The 21,864-nt window shown below is 70.1% G+C and carries 12 protein-coding genes; 5 read left to right on the top strand and 7 right to left on the bottom strand.

The window, feature by feature from the left end; translation table 11 throughout:
* Positions 1–5 precede the first annotated feature (5 nt).
* From WMF34_RS21120 to WMF34_RS21105, 4 genes are all read right to left on the bottom strand, one after another.
* Positions 6–2,492, bottom strand: a complete 2,487-nt coding sequence (locus WMF34_RS21120; protein WP_437994352.1) for a type VI secretion system Vgr family protein — start codon at positions 2,490–2,492, stop codon at positions 6–8.
* 302 nt (positions 2,493–2,794) lie between these two features.
* Positions 2,795–4,327 (bottom strand): hypothetical protein, encoded by a 1,533-nt coding sequence (locus WMF34_RS21115; protein WP_437994351.1) that lies wholly within the window; start codon positions 4,325–4,327, stop codon positions 2,795–2,797.
* Between the two features lie 30 nt (positions 4,328–4,357).
* The gene (locus tag WMF34_RS21110; protein ID WP_437994350.1) at positions 4,358–5,359 is read right to left on the bottom strand and encodes a peptidoglycan-binding domain-containing protein; all 1,002 of its coding nucleotides are present in this window, start codon (positions 5,357–5,359) and stop codon (positions 4,358–4,360) included.
* 616 nt (positions 5,360–5,975) lie between these two features.
* The gene (locus tag WMF34_RS21105; protein WP_012236714.1) at positions 5,976–8,720 is read right to left on the bottom strand and encodes a bifunctional acetate--CoA ligase family protein/GNAT family N-acetyltransferase; all 2,745 of its coding nucleotides are present in this window, start codon (positions 8,718–8,720) and stop codon (positions 5,976–5,978) included.
* Between the two features lie 185 nt (positions 8,721–8,905).
* Between WMF34_RS21105 and WMF34_RS21100 the strand changes: the two genes are divergently transcribed.
* Positions 8,906–10,507 (top strand): pectinesterase family protein, encoded by a 1,602-nt coding sequence (locus WMF34_RS21100; RefSeq protein WP_437994349.1) that lies wholly within the window; start codon positions 8,906–8,908, stop codon positions 10,505–10,507.
* A 70-nt stretch (positions 10,508–10,577) separates the two neighbouring features.
* Positions 10,578–11,651, top strand: coding sequence for a mannonate dehydratase (gene uxuA / locus WMF34_RS21095; RefSeq protein WP_437994348.1), 1,074 nt, complete (start codon positions 10,578–10,580; stop codon positions 11,649–11,651).
* Positions 11,652–11,705: 54 nt separating this feature from the next.
* Here the strand turns inward: uxuA and WMF34_RS21090 are convergent, their stop codons facing one another.
* Positions 11,706–15,371, bottom strand: a complete 3,666-nt coding sequence (locus WMF34_RS21090; protein WP_437994347.1) for a hydantoinase B/oxoprolinase family protein — start codon at positions 15,369–15,371, stop codon at positions 11,706–11,708.
* Between the two features lie 498 nt (positions 15,372–15,869).
* On the opposite strand from WMF34_RS21090, the gene WMF34_RS21085 reads away from it, so the two are divergent.
* The 3 genes from WMF34_RS21085 to WMF34_RS21075 all read left to right on the top strand — a co-directional run bounded on the left by WMF34_RS21085 (position 15,870) and on the right by WMF34_RS21075 (position 19,700).
* Complete coding sequence (locus tag WMF34_RS21085; RefSeq protein ID WP_437994346.1) at positions 15,870–16,856, top strand: Rpn family recombination-promoting nuclease/putative transposase; 987 nt, start codon at positions 15,870–15,872, stop codon at positions 16,854–16,856.
* A gap of 160 nt (positions 16,857–17,016) precedes the next feature.
* Positions 17,017–17,838: a hypothetical protein gene (locus WMF34_RS21080; RefSeq protein ID WP_437994345.1), complete on the top strand. Its 822-nt coding sequence runs from the start codon at positions 17,017–17,019 to the stop codon at positions 17,836–17,838.
* 176 nt (positions 17,839–18,014) lie between these two features.
* The gene (locus WMF34_RS21075; protein WP_437994344.1) at positions 18,015–19,700 is read left to right on the top strand and encodes a protein kinase domain-containing protein; all 1,686 of its coding nucleotides are present in this window, start codon (positions 18,015–18,017) and stop codon (positions 19,698–19,700) included.
* Between the two features lie 55 nt (positions 19,701–19,755).
* On the opposite strand, the gene WMF34_RS21070 is transcribed toward WMF34_RS21075, so the two are convergent.
* Positions 19,756–20,700, bottom strand: coding sequence for a bifunctional methylenetetrahydrofolate dehydrogenase/methenyltetrahydrofolate cyclohydrolase (locus tag WMF34_RS21070; RefSeq protein ID WP_044965412.1), 945 nt, complete (start codon positions 20,698–20,700; stop codon positions 19,756–19,758).
* Between the two features lie 140 nt (positions 20,701–20,840).
* The gene (locus tag WMF34_RS21065) at positions 20,841–21,647 is read right to left on the bottom strand and encodes a hypothetical protein (RefSeq protein ID WP_437994343.1); all 807 of its coding nucleotides are present in this window, start codon (positions 21,645–21,647) and stop codon (positions 20,841–20,843) included.
* Positions 21,648–21,864 lie beyond the last annotated feature (217 nt).

Here is a 21,864-nt window from a genome sequence, read left to right as displayed (position 1 = left end):
GCGGCTCAATTGATCTTCACGACGCCGCCGCTGATGTCCACGAAGCCGCCGGTCGCCTTGACCGAGGGGCCGCTGATCTCCACGCCGGCGCCGCTGATCTTGATGGCTGCCCCGCCGGCCGAGAGCACGATCTCCCCTTGCGCGGTCACCGAGATGTTCGCGCCCTGGAGGGTCCCGTCCGCGCCCGCGAGCAGATCGAGCTTGCCGAGGGCGTTGATCTTGCCGTCTCCGCTGGCCTCCACGGTGTACGCGGCCGTCACATGCTGCGTCATCGCTGCCTTGGCCGTCACGGTCACGTCGCCGTCCACGCTGTGGCTCATCGTCCCGTGGACCGTGACAGAACGAGCCCCATCGACGGTCTCGTCGACGTTGCCCGCGACGTGGGTCGTCTGGTTTCCTTCGACGGTCCGCGCGCCGTCGCCGCTCACGCTCTCGGTCTGGTTTCCCTGCACGGTCTCGTCGTGATCGCCGTGCACGGTCTCGGTGCGGTTGGCGTGCACCGTGAGCGTCTGATCTGCGCCCACGGTGGTGGTCTGGTTGGCTCCGACATCGACGGTCTGATCGGCGCCGATCTTCACCTTCTGGTTGCTGCCGACCTCGGTGGTCTGGTCCACGCCGACGCTCGTGCTCTGGCTGGAACCGATCGCGCGGCTCTGGTTCGAGCCGATCACCACGTTCTGGTTCGCGCCGACGATCACCGACTCGTTCGCGCCGACGACCTCCGTGTTGTTCGCGCCGACCATCGTGCTCCGGTTCGCCCCGGTGCTCTCGTTCCTGTCGACGCCCACGGTCGATGCGCTGTTGTTGCCGACCTTCTCCGTTCGATCGTTTCCGGCGTCCGAGTTCCAGTCGTACGGCGTGTGCATCTTGATCTGCTCTTTGCCCGCCGTGTCGTCGAACGTGAGCTCGTTGAACGCCCCCGTCGCGGGGCTCGACATCGTCTTGAACGTGCTCACCGTGGGTGCCCCGCCGGGCGGCCGGTTCTTGCCGTTGTAGACGCGGCCCACGACGATGGGCCTGTCGGGGTCGCCCTCCTCGAAGTCGACGATCACCTCGACCCCCACGCGCGGGTGAAACACCGCGCCCTCACCGACGCCCGCGAAGACCTGGTTGACGCGCACCCAGCACGACGTCGGCTCCTTCGCGTGCCGCGCCGTATCCTGGTCCCAGTGGAATTTTACCCGAACGCAGCCAATCTCCGCGCCTGGCGGCCCTCCCACGTGAATCTCCGCTCCTTTGAAGCCGGGCTCGGCTGTGACGAAGGCCGTTTGCGAGCCCTGGATCCGCGGCCTCGGCGTCACGCGCGCCGGTCGAAAGCCCGACTCGGCGACGGCGCCCCTCTTCCCACGCCGCGCGCACTCGAACCTCACGGTGTAGGGCACGCCCATCGCAGGTGTGCCCGCGGCCATGCCCGGTAGCAGCACGCCCTGCTGCTCGCCCCGCGCCTCGAGCCGGGTGACCAGATACTCGCCTTCATGCCGCGGCTGCACGTTCTCGAGCTCGAAGACGCTGCCGGCCGCGAGCGTCCTGCACGTGCCCTCGCCGACCGCATAGCTGGCCTCGACGCCGAGCCGCTGTAGCTTCGCAGCGGCGAGCGGCTGACCCATCGCCGGCGCCTCTGTATAGCGGCCCGGGTACTCGTGATCGATCAGCTCCACCGCCGATGGTTTGGCGGGAACCAGCACCGACATGTCGAGCGCGGGTTGCTTCCAGTTGTAGTCGATCAGGGAGACCTTGCGAGGCCGGAGGCGCGCTCCGAGCTTCATCGAGGAGACGGACCGGCCCAAGAGGTTGGGGCCGACCGGGATGAAGGGATCGAGGCGCGCGCGGCCCTCGTCGCTGTCTGACAGCACGAGCAAGCACGTGCCGTCGCCGTTTTCGAAGTGATAGGAGATGCCCTCCTCCTCCAGGAGGCGGGACACGAAGGCGAGGTCGCTCTCGTTGTACTGTACGCAGAAGGGGCGTGTGGCGACGTCATCGATGCGCGCCGCGTCCGTGATGCGCCAGGTGAAGAGCCCTCGCGCAGGCGTGAACGCGGTGTGATCGCCTCCGTCGGGCGGCACCGAGGCGCCCGCGGCCAGCGAGAGGTCGGGATCCCCTTGGAGCACCGCCTCGACGATCTGACGCGTGGTCTTCCCGAGGAAGATCCGGCAGCGCGTCCGGTGCATCGCTCGCGCGATCGGGGGCATCAGCACGAGGCGGTAGAGCACGCCATCATGCACCTGGCCAAGCTCCTCGGCCTCGACCACGATCCCGTGCACGACCCGGTACGCCGGGGTCGTGAAGGTGGAGAGCCGCAGGGTCGCGCGCGAGCCGACGAGCTCGTCGGGATCGACCTCGGGCGCCGGCTCGCGGGCCAGACAGGAGATCTCGTAACGATAGAGGCTGGAGATCGCCTCGAAGCCGTGAAAGGCAGCGACGCGCAGGTGGCTCCAGGGGCCCTCCGCGCCGGAGGCGCCCTCCCAGGCGAAGGTGAAGTCCGGACTGCTCACGGCGGGCTCACTCCTCGGGCTCATGGCGGCACCGGGATGTCAGGCCAGACAGGGCCCTCCTCCGGGCGCCGGTTTGGAGATTCGACCGATGAAAAACGATTGCTGCGCGCGCGTCAAGCGCAACCCGTTCCTTCTCCGGGCGGGCCGCCGGCGAGCGGGACGCCGTGACTCGACGCGCGGGAGAGGCGATGAGGCAGCGGCAGGATGGCAACGGTAGCGCTGGATCGGGCAGCCCCCCGCGTCCGTCTCCGGTGGCGCATCGAAGCGCGTGCCGCAGCCAGCGCGCGGAGGATGTCTTGCTCCTACCTTCTTGTGATGCGGATGAACTCGGCGGTGTTGGTCACCAGCGGTTCGCCATTTTTGGCCTTTTCGGCATTCTTTTGACACAAAGAGCGAAGCTTTGCGCGCCTCTTCGCGACCTGTGATCCTTTGTCATCTACGCCCGCATACTCGTACTCACACTCGAGGATATGGGCGAGCATGTCGATGTCCAAGAACGACTCTGATATCCCATCTTTAAATTCTTCGTTGAATAGATCCTCGTCGCCTCTGTGTTTGTACGCGCCGTTGTATTCAGTCCTGACTTTGTTGAACTCCGCGGCGTAGAAGTTGTATTCCTTGTGCAGGCTCTGGCGGGCGCGGCGCCTCTCCTCCGGAATCTCCTCTTTTCGTTGGCTCTCATAGGCGTCGAGCGCCTTCTGTAGGAGTCCCTGAGGGCTGGACTCGTCCTGGTGGCCGTTGAAGAGCTCGTTCTGCTCTTGAAGCCGGAGCACGGGGAGCGGGATGTTCCCGGTGTTGACGGTGCTCTCCTTCTCTGCAGGTCCAGCCGTCGCTGCCTCCCCATGCATCTCGACGGAGAGCGCCGGGAGGTCCTTTCGCCATTGCAGGATCGCGTCCTGGGCCAGGGCCGAATATTCCGCCATCGGCGACGTGGACCACCGAAGCTGCCTCAGGGCATCTCGATGGATGTCTTCTTGATCGTATTTCACGTCGTCGAGCGCGCGCCGAAAATCGGCCATGGCTTTCCAGATCGTGGCGTTCATCACGGCGAGCACGAACAAGGAGCGCAGGTAGACGAGGTGCTTCGCCCTGGCCGCGAGGAGGTCGGGTCGGTTCAGGCCGAGGGCATCGATGTTGCCGCCGCCGCGACCCGTCTTGAGGCCCTCGTCCCTCAAGCCCCCGTCGCCGCTGCTGATGAGCTCGGCGCCGAGCGCCATGGCGGTCCTCGGATCGAACCGGATGAACTCCCGAGGATCCTCGTCCGAGGGATGGATGAGCACGGCCTTCTCGTCATGAACATCTTCGAGGGGCTCTGCGCGTTCGGCGCGCTTGTGGCTTATCTCGCTCCTCTCCTGCTCATCCACCTCGCTGAGGTCCTGTCCCGCGTCGGCGGTGTCCGGCATCATGTCGAAGAAGTTCTTCTTGTAGACTTGGTTGCAGATCTGGCACGCGAGAAAGAGGTTGTTCCAGTCGTAGGCGAGCCCGATGTAAGGGTTGTCGTGGCTCAGGTCGCTCCTTTGGCTCGCTCGGCTCCAGTTGAACACGGTGAAGCCACCCTTGGGGCGGAAGTGCTCGACGTCGCCATGACCGACGTGGAGGATGCGTGACTCGCAAAAGACGCACTTGCCATAGTGCGAGCGGACGAGCGCGCTCTTAACGTCGCTGGCGGCATACACCGACGAGTCGATGTCAATCGATTCAACGAAGCTCGCGAGGCGCTCCAGCGGTCGGGGGCGCTTCTTGATTTTCTCGTAGTCTTTCTTCCAGCCCTTAACAATGCTCCGGGCCTTTTTCAGGGTCTCAGGCGCCTCCGCTGGCTTCTGTATCTTGATCATCTCGCTACTCCGGGACATCAGCAGCAGGGCTCAGCTCTGGTGCAGCTCGAGCAGCCTGCGTCGGGTCGCGTCGTCGGCTTCGCCGGTCACGGGGAGCCCGCAGCGCATCTGAAATTGGCTCACCGCTGCGTGCGTCGCCGGGCCTTCGCCTCCGTCGACGGCGCCCTCGTAGAGTCCGAGGTTCTTCAGCCGTCCCTGGATGCCGGTGGTCTGCGTGATCGGATCCAACGTCCGCAGCGTGATCGTGTAACGGAACACCTGCGGGGGGAGCCCGACCCGCACCTCGGCGGAGACGGCGTCTGGCGGGACGAAGCACTCCAGGAAGCCGTTCCCGTCGGTCGCCCCCTCGATGGCCGGGTTCGCCTGGCCATCGATCGCGACGCGGAAAGGCTCCCGCGCGAGCGGCTGGCCCCCGACCAGCGCGCGGAAGCGGAGCAACGAGGGGACGCCGATCCGCTTGAATCGATGCAGGGCGCCTGTGTGCGCGGCCTCCGAGCGCCGCCGTAGGGCCGGGATGAAGAACTCGTCCCCTGGCGACAGGACGTTGAGGTTGTGCCGCTTCGCCCTGAGCGGCGCGTTGCGAGCGTCGGCCCGGAGGGTCACCGAGACGTGGCCGTAAAGAAAGGCGAGGCTCTCGATGTTCTCTCCCTGGCGGACACGGTGCGTCGTGCCCCCGTCAGGGATCGGGCGCCGCTGCGACGTCCAGCGCTGCGCCGGCGAACGACCGTTGGTTCGTCGGGAGGGGAGGTCTGCTTCACCAAGGCTCATCCAGGCGTCCCGATCCAGCTCGGGAAATGTCACAGCACACGGGCCCGGACGGATGCCTCGGATCGCGATGAACCCCTCTCCATCGAGCGCTTCGTCGCGCGCCGACCCGTCCGGCAGCTGGATCCGGCAGCGCTCCCCGGGGATCGGCCGAGCGTCCTCGCCCACCAGCTGGACGGCGATCCAGTCGTCCGCCGCGGAGCGTTCCGCGCTCGGCAGCACCTGCGCCGCCTCCTCGGACCCGCGGTCGAGCCATCGCGGGGCCATCGACGGTGGCGCGATGCTGGGACCCTCGACGAGGGTCAACCGCCGAGATGCAAGCTGCCATGCCAAGATGCGCAGTACATCCTCGTTCCCCAGCCGCGAAAGAGCCCACAAGCCGGGGTCCTCGGCGACGCACCGCCTCAGGGTCGCCAGGTTGCTCGGATCGAACCCAGCCCAGCGCAGCCAGGCCAGCGCCTGTGCTTCGTCGTGGAAGCACAGCGTTTCCGAGCCGTCGCCGAGGTGCGTGCTGTCGCGCAACTCGAAGCTCCGTGAGCTGACCCAGAGCAACGCCCGGAAGACCATTGCTGTCCCGCGGGAGATTGTATGACGAGAACGTCCGACCGTATAGAGAGAACGTCTGACCGAGCGACGGCCCCTCCGACGGAGGCGGCGTCGCCGTCACGCTGGGCGGGATCGCCGAGCGGGAGGGAGGCCGCCGAGGTCGAGAGCATCATCGTCGCGATCGAGCGCCGTGGATTCATTGGAACCGTTCGAGCGGCTTCCTCCAGCGGCTCCGCAGCCTTCGCCGTGCTGAGGTGAGCTTAGTTCGCCGGCCGGGGGTGGTCGTGATCGCGCACCGAGTATCCCATTGGGCGGGGACGAAGGCTCGTGGACGCGCCTACAGCGTCAGCTCCGCCCTCGCGGTCGAGTCGCCGATCTCGCGCGTCACCCGGAAGCCGAGCTTCTGCGCCACGCGCTGCATCTCCACGTTCTCGGCCAGGATGTCGGCGCTGATGCGGGAGAGCCCCTCGTCGCGGCCGATCTGGACGAGGAGGCCGAGCAGCCGGGAACCGAGCCCCTGCCGCTGGTGCTCGTCGCTGATCAGCAGGGCGAACTCCGCGTCGCGCGTGCCTGGCAGCTTGCTCAGCCGGCCGACGCCGATGATCTGCCGCTGCGCGCCGCCCGCGGGCGGCTTCTCGACGACGAGCGCCATCTCCCGGTCGTAGTCCGCGAAGCAGACGCGCGTCAGCCGCTCGTGCGCGGTGCGCAGATCGAGCTGCATCGGGTAGAAATACCGGAGCCGCACGGTCCGCTCGGACAGCTTCTTGTGGAACTCGACCATCTGCGGCTCGTCTTCGGGGCGGATGGGCCGGATCGTGAAAGACTGCCCGTCCTTGCTCTCGAGCTCCGTCACATACTGCGTGGGATACTCGCGGATCGCCGACCTGGGGAGCGCGGACTCCGGCGTGTCCGGCGGGTGCAGGACGACGCGGGCGTCGAGGGCGATGGCCTCCTCCGCGCTCACGGAGAGCGGGTTGATGTCGATCTCGCTTATCCATCGCTGCTCGATCACGAGCTGCGAGAACCTCACGAGCAGGTGCTCGAGCATCGTGAGGTCCACCGGCTTGCGGCCGCGCACGCCCTTGAGCGCGCGGTAGATCCTCGTCTGCTCCATCATGCGCCGCGCGAGCGTCGCGTTGAGCGGCGGCAGGCCGAGCGAGCGGTCCTTGAAGATCTCGACGAGCTGCCCGCCGGCCCCGAACAAGAGCACCGGGCCGAACTGCGGATCGATCGAGCTGCCGAGGATGATCTCGTAGGCGTCCTTCAGCGAGATCATCGGCTGGACCGTCACGCCCTGGAAGTGCTGCGCGCCGGCCCGCCGCGAGACGCTCTCCTGGATCTCCTCGAACGCCCTGCGCACGGCGTCGTCGTCGCGCAGGTCGAGCTTCACGCCGCCCACGTCGGTCTTGTGGGTGATCGTCGCGCTGTACAGCTTGAGGACGGCCGGATATCCCATCTCCCCGGCCGTGGCCACGGCCTCGTCCGCGCTCCTCGCGACGGCGGTCGGCACCGTCGGGATGCCGTACGCCGCCATGAGCTGCTTCGACTCCACCTCATCCAGGAGCGTCCGCCCCGACGCGCGGACGCCGGCGATGATCTCCCTGGCCCGCTCGCGGTCGACGTTCAACGCCCGCTCGTCCGTGCTCGGCGTCTCGTACAGGGCGCGGAGGGCGTACGCGTAACGGAACATCGAGCAGAACGCGCGAGCGGCGGTGTCGGGGTACTCGAACGTCGGGACCCCGGCGCGGTTCAAGATGGCTTTGCCCGCCTCCACCTCCACGCCGCCCATCCAGCTGGCGAGGACCGGCTTGCCGTCGACGTGCGCGTGCTTGCGCAGCGCCTCGGCGGTCTGGGTCGGCTCGGTCATGTCCTGCGGCGTGAGGATGACGAGCACGCCGTCGTTGTGCGGGTCCTTGGCGCAGATCTCCAGCGCCTTCGCGTAGCGATCGGCGCCGGCGTCGCCGAGCACGTCGACCGGGTTGTTGCGGCTCCACGCGGCGGGGAGGAAGCCGCTCAGCTCGCCAAGGATCTCCGGCGAGAGCGGCGCCAGCTCCCCGCCGTTCGCGACGAGCGCGTCCGTCGCCAGCACGCCCGGGCCGCCGGCGTTGGTGACGATGCACAGCCGGTTGCCGCGGGGCCGGGGCTGCTTGGCCAGCGTCTCGGCCATGGAGAACAGGTCCGCGATGTCGTTCACGCGCAGCACACCGACGCGCCGGAACGCCGCGTCGAGCACCTCGTCCGAGCCGGTGAGCGAGCCGGTGTGCGAGGCGGCCGCCTTCGCCGCCGCCTCGCTGCGGCCTGGCTTGATCACGATGATCGGCTTGGTGAGCGCCACCTCGCGGGCGGCCGACAGGAACGCTCGCGCGTCGCGCGGGTCGCCGATCGACTCCATGTAGATGAGGATGCTGCTCGTCTTGGGGTCGTTGCCGAGGTGGTCGATCAGGTCGCCCCAGCCGACGTCGAGCATCGAGCCGACGCTGACGAACGCGCTGAAGCCGACCTGCTCCTGGATGCTCCAGTCGAGCACCGCCGTGCAGAGCGCGCCGGACTGGCTGATGAACGCGACCTTGCCCGGCCGCGCCTGCCCCTTCGCGAACGTCGCGTTGAGCCCGCCGATCGGGTTCATGACGCCCAGGCAGTTCGGGCCGATGATGCGCATCTTGCCGCGGGCGCGCTCCATGATCTGCCGCTCGAGCTGGACGCCCGGGGGGCCCATCTCCTTGAATCCCGCCGAGATGATGATCGCGCCGGGGACGCCGGCGTCCACGCACTCGCCGATGAGGCCCGGCACGCTCGCGGCGGGCGTGACGAGGACCGCGAGATCCACCTTCGCCGGCACGGCCGCGATGCTCGGATAGGCCTTGATGCCGAGAACGCTCTGCCGCTTCGGGTTCACCGGATAGACGGTGCCGCCGAACGGGTTGCTGATCAGGTTCCAGAGGACCGTGCGGCCGACGGCGCCGCTGTTCTCGGTCGCGCCGATGACCGCGACGTTCCGCGGCCTGAAGATGGGGTCGAGGCTCTGAGGCTCCTGACGAAGGACATCGTGGGCACGGTCGGTCATGGGTACGGAGTCAGCCATGAAGCTCCTCGAGGGTGGATGGGGCGAACGCACCAGGGGCCGTTGCGCCGGAACGACGATGGCCGTCGTGCCACACGGCCGGCCTTGGTGCATGGGGCGTCTCTGCGAACAGGGCAGGGGCACGTTCCGTGCCCTGAGCGCGGATTGCCAGGCCGCGCATCGCCTTGATACCCTGCGCCGGCGCCATGATCCGCTCTCGACTTTTTCTCTTCGGGCTCCTCGGTCTGTGTTCGATCGCCTGCGAGGGCGCCGGGACGGCGGACGACACCAGCGCCGAGGCGTCCAGCGGCGCCTCGACGGCCGGCGCTTCGACCAGCGGCGGATCGACCGGCGGCGGATCGACCGGCGGCGGGTCGACCAGCAGCGCGGCGTCGGGCGGCGGCGGGTCGACCAGCAGCGCCGCATCGGGCGGCGCGGGAGCGGGCGGCGCCGGCGCGGCCGGCGGTGGCGAGGGCACGGGCGCGAGCCAGGGCGACGGCGGCGCGGCCCCGGTCGACCTCCCTGACGGCGTGAGCGCGCTGTTCCCCGCGCCGGGCGCCCGGGGGCTGTGCCCGGATCCGCCGCTCCGCATCACGTTCCCCGGCGCGCCGGCGCTGGGCAGCGCGGGCGCGGTTCGCGTGTTCAACGCCGCCCGGCCGGGCGCGGCGGTCGCGACGGTCGACATGGCCTCGATGACCGTGAGCGCCACGATCGGCGGCCGGACGTTCAACGTACCTCGCCCGGTGTACGTGGACGGCAACGATGTCGTCGTGTCCTTGCCGTCGCGCGCGCTCGACTACGGAGAGTCCTATTACGTCACGGTCGACCCCGGCGCCATCGTCCCCCCGGGGGGCGGCTCGTTCGCGATCGCGGACGCGACGGCGTGGCGCTTCGACACGGCGAACGCAGGCCCATCGAGCGTCGCGTCGCTCGACGTCGCGCTCGACGGCTCCGGCGACTTCTGCTCCGTGCAGGGCGCGCTCGACGCGGTCCCGGCGAACAACAGGGACAGCGTGCTCATCACCGTTCAGCGCGGGACCCACCACGGGGTCGTCTACTTCGAGAACAAGCACAACATCACGCTGCGCGGGGCCGACCGCAAAGGCACGGTCCTGTCGGGCACGAACAACAACAACCTGAACCCGAGCACCAGGGGGCGCGCGCTCGTCGGCGCGGACAAGGTGAGCGACCTCATCATCGAGAACCTCACCATCCACAACCTGACGCCGCAGGGCGGCTCCCAGGCGGAGGCGCTGCGCCTCCAGGACTGCGACAGGTGCGTCGTGCGCGACGCCGACATCCTGAGCCTCCAGGACACGCTGCTCTGGTCCGGGCGCCTCTACGCGGACAACTGCACGATCGCGGGCAACGTCGACTTCGTGTGGGGCACGGGCGCGGCGTATTTCAACCGGTGCGAGATCAAGACGGTCGGTCGATCCGGCTACATCGTGCAGGCGCGCAACGGCGACGCCGGCTACGGCTATGTCTTCGTCGACTCGCGCATCACGAGCGACGCGGGCATCACGGGGAACACGCTGGCGAGGATCGACGTGAGCCAGTACCCGTCGAGCCACGTCGCGTACATCAACTGCACGCTCGGCAGCCACATCTCGCGGGCGGGGTGGACGATCACGGGCGGATCTCCTCCGCGCACCCTCCGCTTCTGGGAGTACCAGAGCCGGGACACGGATGGACGCCTCATCGACACCAGCGGGCGTATCGCCGGATCGACGCAGATCTCCGCGGCGCAAGCGGCGATGATGCGCGATCCAGCGATCGTGCTCGGCGGCTGGGACCCTCCGCGCTGAGCCGGCCGCGCGGCGCATCGAACCCTGAGCTCTGCGCGGGATGTCCCGTGACGCTGGAAGGACCGAAACGATGAAGATGACCTTTCGCTGGTACGGCGAGAACGACCCCGTGAAGCTCGAGTACATCCGCCAGATCCCGGGCATCTACGGCATCGTCTCGGCTATTTACGATGTGCCGGTGGGCGAGGTGTGGCCGGTCGAGCGGCTGCAGGCGCTCAGGGCGCGCATCGAGGGCGCCGGCCTCCGGTTCGAGGTGGTGGAGAGCGTGCCGGTGCACGAGGACATCAAGCTCGGCAAGCCGACCCGCGAGCGGCTGATCGACAATTTCTGCCAGAACATCCGCAACTGCGCGGCCGCCGGCGTGAAGGTGATCTGCTACAATTTCATGCCGGTCTTCGACTGGACTCGCACCGAGATGGCCAGAGAGCTGCCCGACGGCTCGCTGACCCTGGCCTTCGACGCCGCGGCCGTGGCCGAGATCGACCCGGAACAAGGCATCTCGCTGCCCGGCTGGGACTCGAGCTACAAGCCCGAGCAGCTCCGGGCCGTGCTCGACGAGTACAAGAACGTCGGCGAAGAGGCGCTGTGGGAGCACCTCGAACACTTCCTCCGGCGCATCATCCCGGTCGCCGAGGAGGTCGGCGTCCGCATGGCCATGCACCCGGACGACCCGCCCCGGCCGATCTTCGGTCTGCCGCGCATCGTCAAGAACCGGGACGACCTGATGCGCCTGGTGAAAACCGTCGACTCACCGGCCAACGGCATCACGCTGTGCTCCGGCTCGCTGGGCGCCGATCTGTGCAACAACATCGTGTCGCTGGTGCGCGAGTTCGGCGGCATGGGCCGCATTCCCTTCGGGCACCTGCGCAACGTGGCGGTCCAGGAGGACGGCACCTTCTTCGAGTCCGCCCACCTGTCCTGTGAGGGCTCGCTCGACATGGCCGCCATCGTGAAGGCCTACCATGACGTCGGCTTCGACGGTTACGTGCGCCCGGATCACGGCCGCATGATCTGGGGTGAGACGGGCAAGCCGGGATATGGCCTGTACGACCGCGCGCTCGGCCTTGTCTACCTCAACGGTCTGTGGGAGGCCACGTGCAAGCTCTCGCCCGGGCCCGCTGCCAAGGTGCCTGCCCCTGGATGAGCGGGTAAGCGGGCAGGGGAGGCGGGGACGCCGCGACATCAGCGGAACGCGTCCTCACGCGGGCTCCGGCGCTCCGTACCCGCCGCCCCCCGGCGTCTCGATCACGAACACATCACCGCTCCCCATCTCGACCGATCCGATGTGCCCCAGCACCTCGACCGAGCCGTCCGCGCGCACCACCAGGTTGCGCCCGGGCGCGCCCGCCTTCCCGCCCGCCAGGCCGAACGCGGCTGTCGAGCGCCCGTTCGAGAGGATCGACGCCGTCATCGGCTCCAGGAAGCGCACGGCGCGCGTGCCGCCGTTCCCGCCCGGAAAGCGCCCGGCCCCGCCCGAGCCCTCGCGGATCTCGTAGCGATCCAGCCGCACCGGGAAGCGGTGCTCCAGCACCTCCGGATCCGTCAGGCGCGAGTTCGTCATGTGCGTCTGCACGACGCTCGTCCCCGCGAAGCCGCGCTCGGCGCGCGCGCCACCGCCGCCGCTCCCGCCGAGCTCGACGCCCGCCCCCGAGCCGCCCGAGATCGTCTCGTAGTACTGGAGCCGCTCGTTGCCGAACGTGAAGTTGTTCATCGTCGGCTGGCTGCTCGCGAGCACGCCGAGCGCCCCGTACAGCGCGTTCGTGACGCAGGTCGACACCTCGACGTTGCCCGCCACCACCGCGGCCGGCGGGCGCGGGCTCAGCATCGAGCCCTCGGGGATGACGACCTCGATCGGCTTCAGGCAGCCCGCGTTGAGCGGGATGTCGTCGTCCACGAGCGTGCGGAAGACGTAGAGCACCGCGGCCATCGTCACAGCGCGGGGCGCGTTGAAGTTGTTCTCCATCTGCCCGGACGTGCCGGTGAAGTCCACGACCGCCGCGCGGCGCTCGCGGTCGATCCGGATGGACACCTCGATCGTCGCGCCGTTGTCGAGCGGCAGCGAGAAGCGCCCGTCGTGGAGGAGCGCCGGGTCGAGCCGCGCGATCGCGAGGCGCACGCTCTCCTCGGCGTTGTCCTGCACGTGCTTCATGTACGCCTGCACCGTCGGGAGGCCGAACTGCGCCACCATCGCGGCGAGCTCCTGCGCGCCCTTCTCGTTCGCCGCGATCTGCGCGCGCAGGTCGGCCAGGTTCTGCTGCGGGTTGCGCGCCGGGTACGGCCCTGCGCCGAGCAGCGCCAGGAGCTCCGCCTCGCGGAGGCGCCCGGCCTCGACCAGCTTCACGTTGTCGAGCAGGACGCCCTCCTCCTCGATCGTCCTCGAGAACGGCGGCATCGAGCCCGGCGTGATGCCGCCGATGTCCGCGTGATGGCCGCGCGACGCCACGTAGAACAGCACGCGATCCCCCGCCTCGTCCCACACCGGCGTGACCACCGTCACGTCCGGCAGGTGGGTGCCGCCGCGGTACGGATCGTTGAGCGCGAACACGTCCCCCGGCTTCATCCCGGGGTTCCGCGCGATCACGGTCTTGATCGACTCGCCCATCGAGCCGAGGTGCACCGGCATGTGCGGTGCGTTCGCGATCAGGCTGCCCTCCGCGTCGAACAGCGCGCACGAGAAGTCGAGCCGCTCCTTGATGTTGACCGAGTGGGCGGTGTTCTGGAGCCGCAGGCCCATCTGCTCGGCGATGTTCATGAACAGGTTGTTGAACACCTCCAGCATCACCGGGTCGACCTCGGTGCCCACCGCGCGCCGCGCCGGGCGCGGCGCCACCCGGGTGAGCACCATGTGGCCGAGCGAGGTGATCTCGGCTCGCCATCCCGGCTCGACAACGGTCGTCGCGTTGGCCTCGGCGACGATGGCCGGCCCGTCGATCACCGCGCCGCGCCCGAGCCGCTCGCGCCGGTACAGCGCCGCGTCGTGGAGCGCCCCCTCGGCGTACATCCGCACCCGGGCGTCGGCCTCGGGGTGGTGCGGGCGCGCCTCTCCCGGCCGCTCCTCCGCGGCCTCGCCCGGCCCGATCGCCTCCACGGAGACGCTCTCCAGGACGAGCGCCTTGTCCGGCATCAGGAACGCGAAGCGCCTCCGGTAGGCGGCGTCGAAGGCGGCGCGGATCGCCTCCGCGCTGCCGTCGGGCACGACGAGGGCGGTGTCGGTGCCCTCGTAGCGCACGTGGACGCGCCGGACGAGCCGCACCCGCTCCGGCGAGAACCCTTGCCCCACGAGCTCGGCCTCCGCGTCGCGGCCGATGCGCCCGAGCGCCTCGCGCGCCGCGGAGAGCCCTGCCTCGTCGAGGCGCCGCTCCACGGCCGCCTCGCGGATCGCGCTCTGGTCCGACAGGCCCATGCCGTAGGCGGACAGGACCCCCGCGAGCGGGTGGACGAAGACGCGGCGCATGCCGAGCGCGTCGGCCACGGCGCACGCGTGCTGGCCGCCGGCGCCGCCGAAGCATTGCAGGGTGTACTGGGTGACGTCGTGCCCGCGCGCCACCGAGATCTTCTTCACCGCGTTGGCCATGTTCGCGACCGCGATCTGCAGGAAGCCCTCGGCCAGCTGCTCGGGCGAGATCGGGCGCGACGTGTCGCGCTGCACGTCGGCCGCCATGGCCCGGAAGCGCTGCTCGACGACCTCGCGGTCGAGCGGCGCGTCGGCGCCCGGGCCGAACACGTGCGGGAAGAACTCCGGCTGGATCTTGCCGAGCATCACGTTCGCGTCGGTGACGGCCAGCCGCCCGCCGCGGCGGTAGCACGCCGGCCCCGGGTTCGCGCCGGCCGACTCCGGCCCCACGCGCAGCCGCGCGCCGTCGAAGCCGAGGAGCGAGCCGCCCCCCGCGGCCACGGTGTGGATGCTCATCATCGGCGCGCGCATCCGGACGCCGGCCACCTGCGTCTCGAAGGCGCGCTCGAGCTCGCCGGCGTAGTGCGACACGTCGGTCGAGGTGCCGCCCATGTCGAAGCCGATCACCTTCTCGTGCCCGCCCGCGAGCGCTGTGCGCACCATGCCGACGATGCCGCCCGCCGGGCCGCTCAGGATCGCGTCCTTGCCCTGGAAGCGGCCGGCCAGCGTCAGCCCGCCGCTCGACTGCATGAAGTAGAGCGGCACGCCGGGCATCTGGCCGGCCACCTGCTCGACGTAGCGGCGCAGGATGGGCGACAGGTACGCGTCGACCACCGTCGTGTCGCCGCGCGAGACGAGCTTCATCAGCGGGCTCACCTCGTGCGACGCGGAGACCTGGGTGAACCCGACCTCGCGCGCGATCTCGGCCGCCCGCCGCTCGTGCGCGGCGAACCGGTAGCCGTGCATGAAGACGATGGCGCAGGCGCGGATGCCGGCCTCGAACGCCTCCGAGAGCGGGCCGCGCAGCGCCTCGCCGTCGAGCGGCTCGGCCACCTCGCCGCGGGCGCCGACGCGCTCGCGGGCCTCGACCACGCGCTCGTAGAGCAGATCGTGCAGCGCGATGTGGCGATCGAACAGGCGAGGGCGGTTCTGGTAGCCGATGCGCAGCGCATCGCGGAAGCCGCGCGTGGTGACCAGCACGGTGCGGTCCCCCTTGCGCTCGAGCAGCGCGTTCGTTGCGACCGTGGTGCCCATCTTCACGCACTCGACCTCGGCGGCAGAGATGACCTGACCGGGCGCGAGGCCGAGCAGGCGGCGGATCCCCTCGACCGCCGCGTCGGCGTACTGCTCGGGGTTCTCCGACAGGAGCTTGGCGGTGGTGAGCGAGCCGTCGGGCCGCCGGGCCACGACGTCCGTGAAGGTGCCTCCGCGATCGATCCAGAACTGCCACTTGTGCGAGGTCGAGGTCATGGAACCCACTCCTTGCCGGCCGCCTCCTCCGCCGCGCTCCCGCCGTCCTGCCCGCCGAAGGGTGGCAAGACTAAGTTTTCATTGAACAATCTTCAACCGTCGGGAGGGCGGCCCCGCCCACGCCGCTGGAAGCTCGCAGCGTCCCGGGAATTGCTGTCCTGTACGTAAAATTGGCATCTCGGCTTGATGGAGGTCCTTGCCGTCGGCCCGCTTCCCGTCGGGTCGCTCCTCTGGCAGCCGCCGGGCGCGTGGATGTTCACGTTCGTCTGCGAGGCCACGTTCGCGCCGCGGTGGCGCGCTGGTCCGCTCGCTGGTGGCCCGGCTCTCCGTCGCCGAGATCGACAAGTCGATCGAGGTCGTGTGCGGACAGGATGCTCACGAAGGACGGTGCGTCGCGCGAGCATGAATTACGGAGAGCCGTTCTGATTCGTTCGCAAAAGAGCTTGTCGAAGAAATGGTGTCTGTGACGCGCGCATGAGGCATGGTGCTGCCCGACCCATGCAGATCAACGCGCATGATGCGCTGTTCAAGGCAGCTTTTTCCCAGGTCGAGCACGCGGCGGGGGAGCTGCGGCAAGCGCTGCCGCCCGCCCTCTCGGCGCGGATCGACTTCGCGGCGCTGCGGCTGCGCCCCGGGAGCTTCGTGGATGAGGCGTTGAAGGAGCGACAGAGCGATCTGCTCTTCTCGGCGTCGATGGGCGAAGCCCGCGTGCTCCTGTATCTCCTGTTCGAGCACCAGAGCACGGTGGAGCCGCTGATGGCGTTCCGGCTGCTCCGGTACATGGTGCGGATCTGGGAGCACCACCTCGCGGAGCACCCGGGGTCGAAGCGCCTGCCGGCGATCTTGCCGGTGGTGCTGCACCACAGCGAGACGGGATGGACCGCGGCGACGTCGTTCGAGGACCTGCTCGATCTCGACGAGGGCGTGCGGGCCGTGATGGTCGACCATGTGCCGCGGTTCCGGTTCGTGCTGGACGACATCAGCCAGGAGGGAGACGAGGCGCTGAAGGCGCGGGCGATGAGCGCGTTCTCGCGGCTGGTGCTGTGGTGCCTACGGCACGGGCGGGAGCCGGACGAGCTGCTCCGGCAGCTGGGGAAGTGGCTCGACCTGGTGAACGAGGTGCGGCGCGCGCCGAACGGGGTGGAGGCGCTGCGGGCGATATGGCGGTACATTCTGGCGACGAACGAGCGCGACGAGGCGGACGAGGTCCTGCAGCGGCTCCTGGCCGCGGCGGGAGAGCCCTGGAAGGAGGAGATCGTGTCGGCAGCCGATCAACTGATGGAGCGCGGCAGACAGCAGGGGTTGCGGGAGGGGTTGCGGGAGGGGCGCTGCCACATGCTGCTGAAAGTGCTCGGCGCGCGGTTCGGCGCGCTGCCCAACGACGCCGTGGCGCGGGTCAACGCCGCCGACATCGCGGTGCTCGATCGATGGTCCGAGCGCGTGCTCACTGCGCCGACGCTCGCGGAGGTGCTGAGCGAGCCCTGAGGCTGAGGCGCGCGTCGCCGGCCGCGCGCAAGGGGGGCGCCGCCTCGCCACGACTCCATGGCCGCGTACGCCCGCCCGGGAACCGGCGTTCAGCGCTGTACAACCGTTCGTGCGGCGTGATAAGCGCTCGAGCAGCTCTCGAACGAGAGGATCTGCTCGAATGTCCAGCAAGCAACCTCCTCCGCACGTCACCGCCGCCCACGCGGCCGGGCTGGCCGCGCTGCTCGGCGCGACGGACGCTGCCGCGGAGAACGAGCGCGCGGGGAGGGCGGAGCGGCACTTCGAGCGGGCACGGCGAGGGCGGTCGGCGCAACCCGGTCCGCGCGCGAAGCCCGCCGCTGGCCCGGTCCCGTCGCCGCCGGGCGGCAGGTCGAACGCGGGCGGCGCGCGGGAGTACGTGTGCGCCGCGCCGACGCGCTCGCCGGTGCTGAACGCGTTCCTGAGCGAGCTCGGCACGGAAGGCGAAGCGCTCGTGCCGGCGAACGTCCACGTCTTCGACGAGCACGCGCTCGCGCCGAGGCTCGTCGAGCTCGCGCGCCAGCGGGTGGTCTCCATGCTGCTCGCCGTGGGCAGGACCGAGGTGGCCCTGACGCTGGCGCAGATGCCGTCGATCACCAACGAGCGCGCGGCGCGGCTCTTCATGCGGCAGGCGGTCCACGTGGGCGGCGATCTCGGGGCGATCACGGGCGACTACGCGCGGCACTACCGGCGCTCGGGGGCCCCGGAGCGCGACGACCAGCGCGCGGGCTGCATCATGGCCGCGTTCGCGGGACGCCTGAGCGCCATGGCGGAGAAGCTCCTCGGCCCGCACGTGCGCGGCGAGCTGCGCGCCGCCCTGGAGGCGTTGACGTCGCAGGGCAGCCCTCCCGCGCGGCGGGCGCGCGCGAGCGATCTCCGCGCGCCGCAGGCCGCCGGGCGAGGCGCCACCGCGGCGGCGGCGCGCGACGCCGCGAGCTCGGCGGCGCGGCCGAGGCGCAAGTAGGCGGCGCGCGGCGCCGCGAGCGCGGCGAATCCGGTCGAGGCGAAAAGACGCGGCGCGCGGTCCGGGTCGGATCCTGTTGCGGTGGGCTCGTTCGTTTGCTTCGTTGGGCGCGAGGCGCCCCGACCGCTCGACCCTGAGCCCCTGGGGGGCGCGTTCCCAGCGAGAGGCCGAGGCTCATGAATTCGCTCGCAGAAGGCAGCGTCGTCGCCGGAAGATACCGCCTCGAGCGCATGCTCGCGCGGGGCGGGATGGGGTCGATCTGGGTGGCCCGGCACCTCCAGCTCGACGCCACGGTCGCGGTCAAGCTCATGGCGCCCGAGTACGCTGCCTCGTCCACCGCGCGGGCGCGCTTCGAGCGCGAGGCGAGGGCCGCGGCGCAGCTCAAGCTACCGAACGTCGTGCACGTGCACGATTATGGGCTCGAGGGCGACACGCCTTTCCTCGTGATGGAGCTCCTCGACGGCGAGGATCTCGAGACGCGGCTCGCGCGGGAGGGGCGCCTCTCCACGGCGGCCACGCTCGGCATCGTCACGCAGGTGTGCAAGGCCCTGCGCCGCGCGCACGAGATGGGGATCGTCCACCGCGACCTCAAGCCCGCGAACCTCTTTCTCTCGCGGCAGGACGAGGACGAGCTCGTGAAGGTCCTCGACTTCGGGATCGCCAAGGCCCAGGGCACGCTGCTGGCCGGCAACGAGACGAAGACAGGCACGCTCGTCGGCTCGCCCTACTACATGAGCCCCGAGCAGGTGCGCCGCAGCAAGACCCTCGACTGGCGCAGCGATCTCTGGTCCGTCGGCGTGATCGCGTATCGCTGCCTCACCGGCCGTCTCCCGTTCCCGGGTGAGGAGATCGGCGAGGTGTTCGTGGCGATCTGCACGGAGGACGTCCCCCTCGCATCCAGCGTCGTGCCGGAGCTCGGGCCCGCCGTGGATGGGTTCTTCTCGCGGGCGCTCGCGCGCGACCCGGCGCATCGGTTCCAGGGCGCGAGCGAGCTCGCCGAGGCGTTCGGCGCGGCGGCCTCCGCGGCGGGGTCAGAGCTCCGACCTCTCCAGCCTTCGGTTCCCGCGGAGGGGACGTCGCCGCTGCTCGTCGTCCGCGGCGGCACGGTGGCCGCGAGCCCAGATGCGATAGGGGCGCGTCCAGATGCGATGGGGGCACGTCCAGATGCGATAGGGGCGCGTCCAGATGCGATAGGGGCGCGTCCAGATGCGATAGAGGCACGTCCAGATGCGATAGGGGCGCGTCCAGATGCGATAGGGGCGCGTCCAGATGCGATAGGGGCGCGTCCAGATGCGGCGAGCCCTGAAATCATGGGACCGAGCCCCGGCACGATGGGCGCCGCCTCCATGGGCGCCGCCTCCAGCGCGTCCTTGCCGACGCTGCGAAACGAAGCAGGGCCCCCCTTCCACGGCGCTCCGAGCCGTGGCGCCTCGGAGGGCGCTGCGCCGGCGTTCCAGGGGTCCATCAGCACGTTGACGTCGGCCGGAAATACCCTCGCCCCGACGAACGCCGACGGCCGCCGCGCCAGGATCTCCCTGGCCCTGGGCGCTGGCGCGCTCGCCCTGGGGCTCGTCACCTATGCGGTCCTTCGCACCCCCGCGCCCGGCGGCGAACCGACGTCGCAGCCCGACCCGGCGGCCTCGCCTGCCGCCGCGTCCGCGCCGTCCACCGCGTCGACGGAGCCTCCCCCGCCGCCCTCCCACAGCGCGACGGCCGCGCCGGGCGCGCCTTCCGCCTCCGAGGTGCAGACCAGCGCGCCCGCGCCCGTGCGCGCGCCGCCGGCGTCGTCGTCCGCCAGAAAACGGGCGCCGGTGCCCCCGAGGCCCCGGACCCCTCGGGACGATCCCACCGACCACATGTGACCAGCCGCCGCGCAGCGAGGAGCCCGTGCGCTCGCGCGCGCAGCCGCGAGCGAGCTCACCCGCCCGGGTGGGTGTTCTTGTAGAGCCGCAGGCTGTTTCGGATCGCCATCGTCACCGTCATGGGGCCGACGCGGGGCACGAACACGCTCGCCTTGCTCTGGATATCGTCGCTGAAGTTCTTGAAGGTGGAGAAGTTGATGCAGAGGGCGCCCTCGCGGATCTCGGCGCCCTGCACGACCGGGAAGCTCCGCGAGGGCACGCCGGTCACCACGATGTCGGCCTGCCGCAGCGCGGTCGCCCGGTCCACCGTCGTCTCGCGCACCTCGTGCATGTCGCCCGAGGAGCTGGGCACGAAGAGCAACGGACCATCGATGTCGAACGAGGTCACGTGGGCTCCGTCGTGCGCCATCATGCTCGCGAGCGGCCTCCCGACGACCTCGCTCCGGTTGAAGATGCACACGCGCCGGCCCTCGAGCGGCCGCTCCCCCTCGCCGAAGAAGCCGGCCGCCTCGACCAGCTTGAGGATGGCCAGCGGCGTGCAGGGCAGGATCGCCTTCCTGGTCTTCGCCTCGTCCAGGAAGCGCTGGTTCTGGTACAGGCAACGTGCCCAGAACGTGTGGAGCCCCTCGATGTCCTTCGCGGGATCGACGCTGTCCCGCAGGTACACGTCCTGCTCCGTGCCGAAGATCGGGTAATACACCATCATCCCATGCACGCGCGCGTCCTCGTTCGCCGCGCGGATGGCCTCCTCGGCGTCGAGCCGCGTCGCGTGGCGGATCTCGAAGCGGACCCCCACGTCCTCGCACGCCTTGCGCGTGTACTCCGCGTACGTGTACGACGGCCCGTGATCCGCCGCGAGCACACCGACCAGGACCAGCGGCTCGGGCAGCGCCGCGAGCTCCGCCCGGATCTCGCTGCGGAACGTCTCCGCCACCGCGGTCGGATCGAGGACGCTGGCCGTGCGGGTGCCCGGGCTCGGCGGAATGTGGTGAGGGTCCATCCTGGGGCGGAGACGAGCACGCGCGAGCATCGGTGTCAAGTTTCCGGCGGGGCGACAATCTCAACTCCACCTCTCGGAAACTCCAGCCCTCTCTCGGAAACTCCAGCCCTCCGGAGAGCCACCTTGCCTGGCTCACGAGCTCATCGCGAGGAGGACCGCCGCTCCAGGCCCGCCTCGCCCGCCTCCACCACGGGCGCCGCCACGCGGTTGCTCTCGGCCTCGGCGGGGCTGCCGGCGCCGGGCACGCGGAGGAGCATGCCGCCCTTGCCGCGCAGCTCGTCGACGAAATTCGCTCCGAACACCTCCTCGGGCGTGTCGCCGTCGCGTCCGCCCATGCCCGAGAGCCCCTCGAGGCTCGCGAGGTTTCCGTCCCGGCGTCTGGGCGCCGGACGAGAGCGCAAGATATCGTCCCGCGTCACCTTCAGCGCCACCACGTCCTCGCGCATCACGTCGATCCAGGATGCGGGGAAATCGGCCTCGGCGCCCGCGGGGCCGCGCACGCGGATCCGCGAGATGTCGTTGCCAGGATCGTTCGCGCCGATGCCCACGAGCTGCGCCTCGGCCTCGTCGGCGGTCATCACCCGCGTGTCGGGGCCGAGCTCGACCGTATCGTCCGTGACCCCGAGCGCCTCCTCCAGCTCCTGCCTCCGCTCGGGCGGCTGCGGCACGAGCGAGGTGTCGACGCGCCCCGGCGGCTGCGCCGTCGTCCGCCCGTCGTAGTACCGAGGCAGCGCCAGGAGCTCGTCCCGGCCGGGCCGTAAGCGGAGGTGCCCGTCCGCCGTGCCCTGCACGAGATCCATCGAGATCAGCAGCTCCTCGCTCGCCAGCGGAGAACGGAGCACCACGTGGGTCAGCACGCCCCGCTCCCGGTCGACAAGGACGCGGTCGAGCACGCCCGCATCGAGGCCGCCGTGGGCCATCACGGGCATCTCGAAGTCGATCTGCATGATCCCCTCCTCGGCGGCGAAACGCCTTGCGCTCGGGCGAGAACCTGAGACGGTCGGATCCCGATGTCCAGGGGAGCACGGCGCGGACCCTCGTGACCGGTCGACCCCATCCCATGGGCCGGGCACGCCGCGCGGCCTCGCCATCGCGAGGGGGCCGGCGGTCCTCGGCTCATCGAGGCATCGAGTCATCGGCTCATCGAATCATCGAGTCATCGAA

The sequence above is a fragment of the Sorangium sp. So ce145 genome (genome assembly GCF_051525985.1).
Classification (GTDB): Bacteria; Myxococcota_A; Polyangia; order Polyangiales; family Polyangiaceae; genus Sorangium; species Sorangium cellulosum_B.
This window is presented reverse-complemented; position numbering and strand designations above follow the sequence as displayed.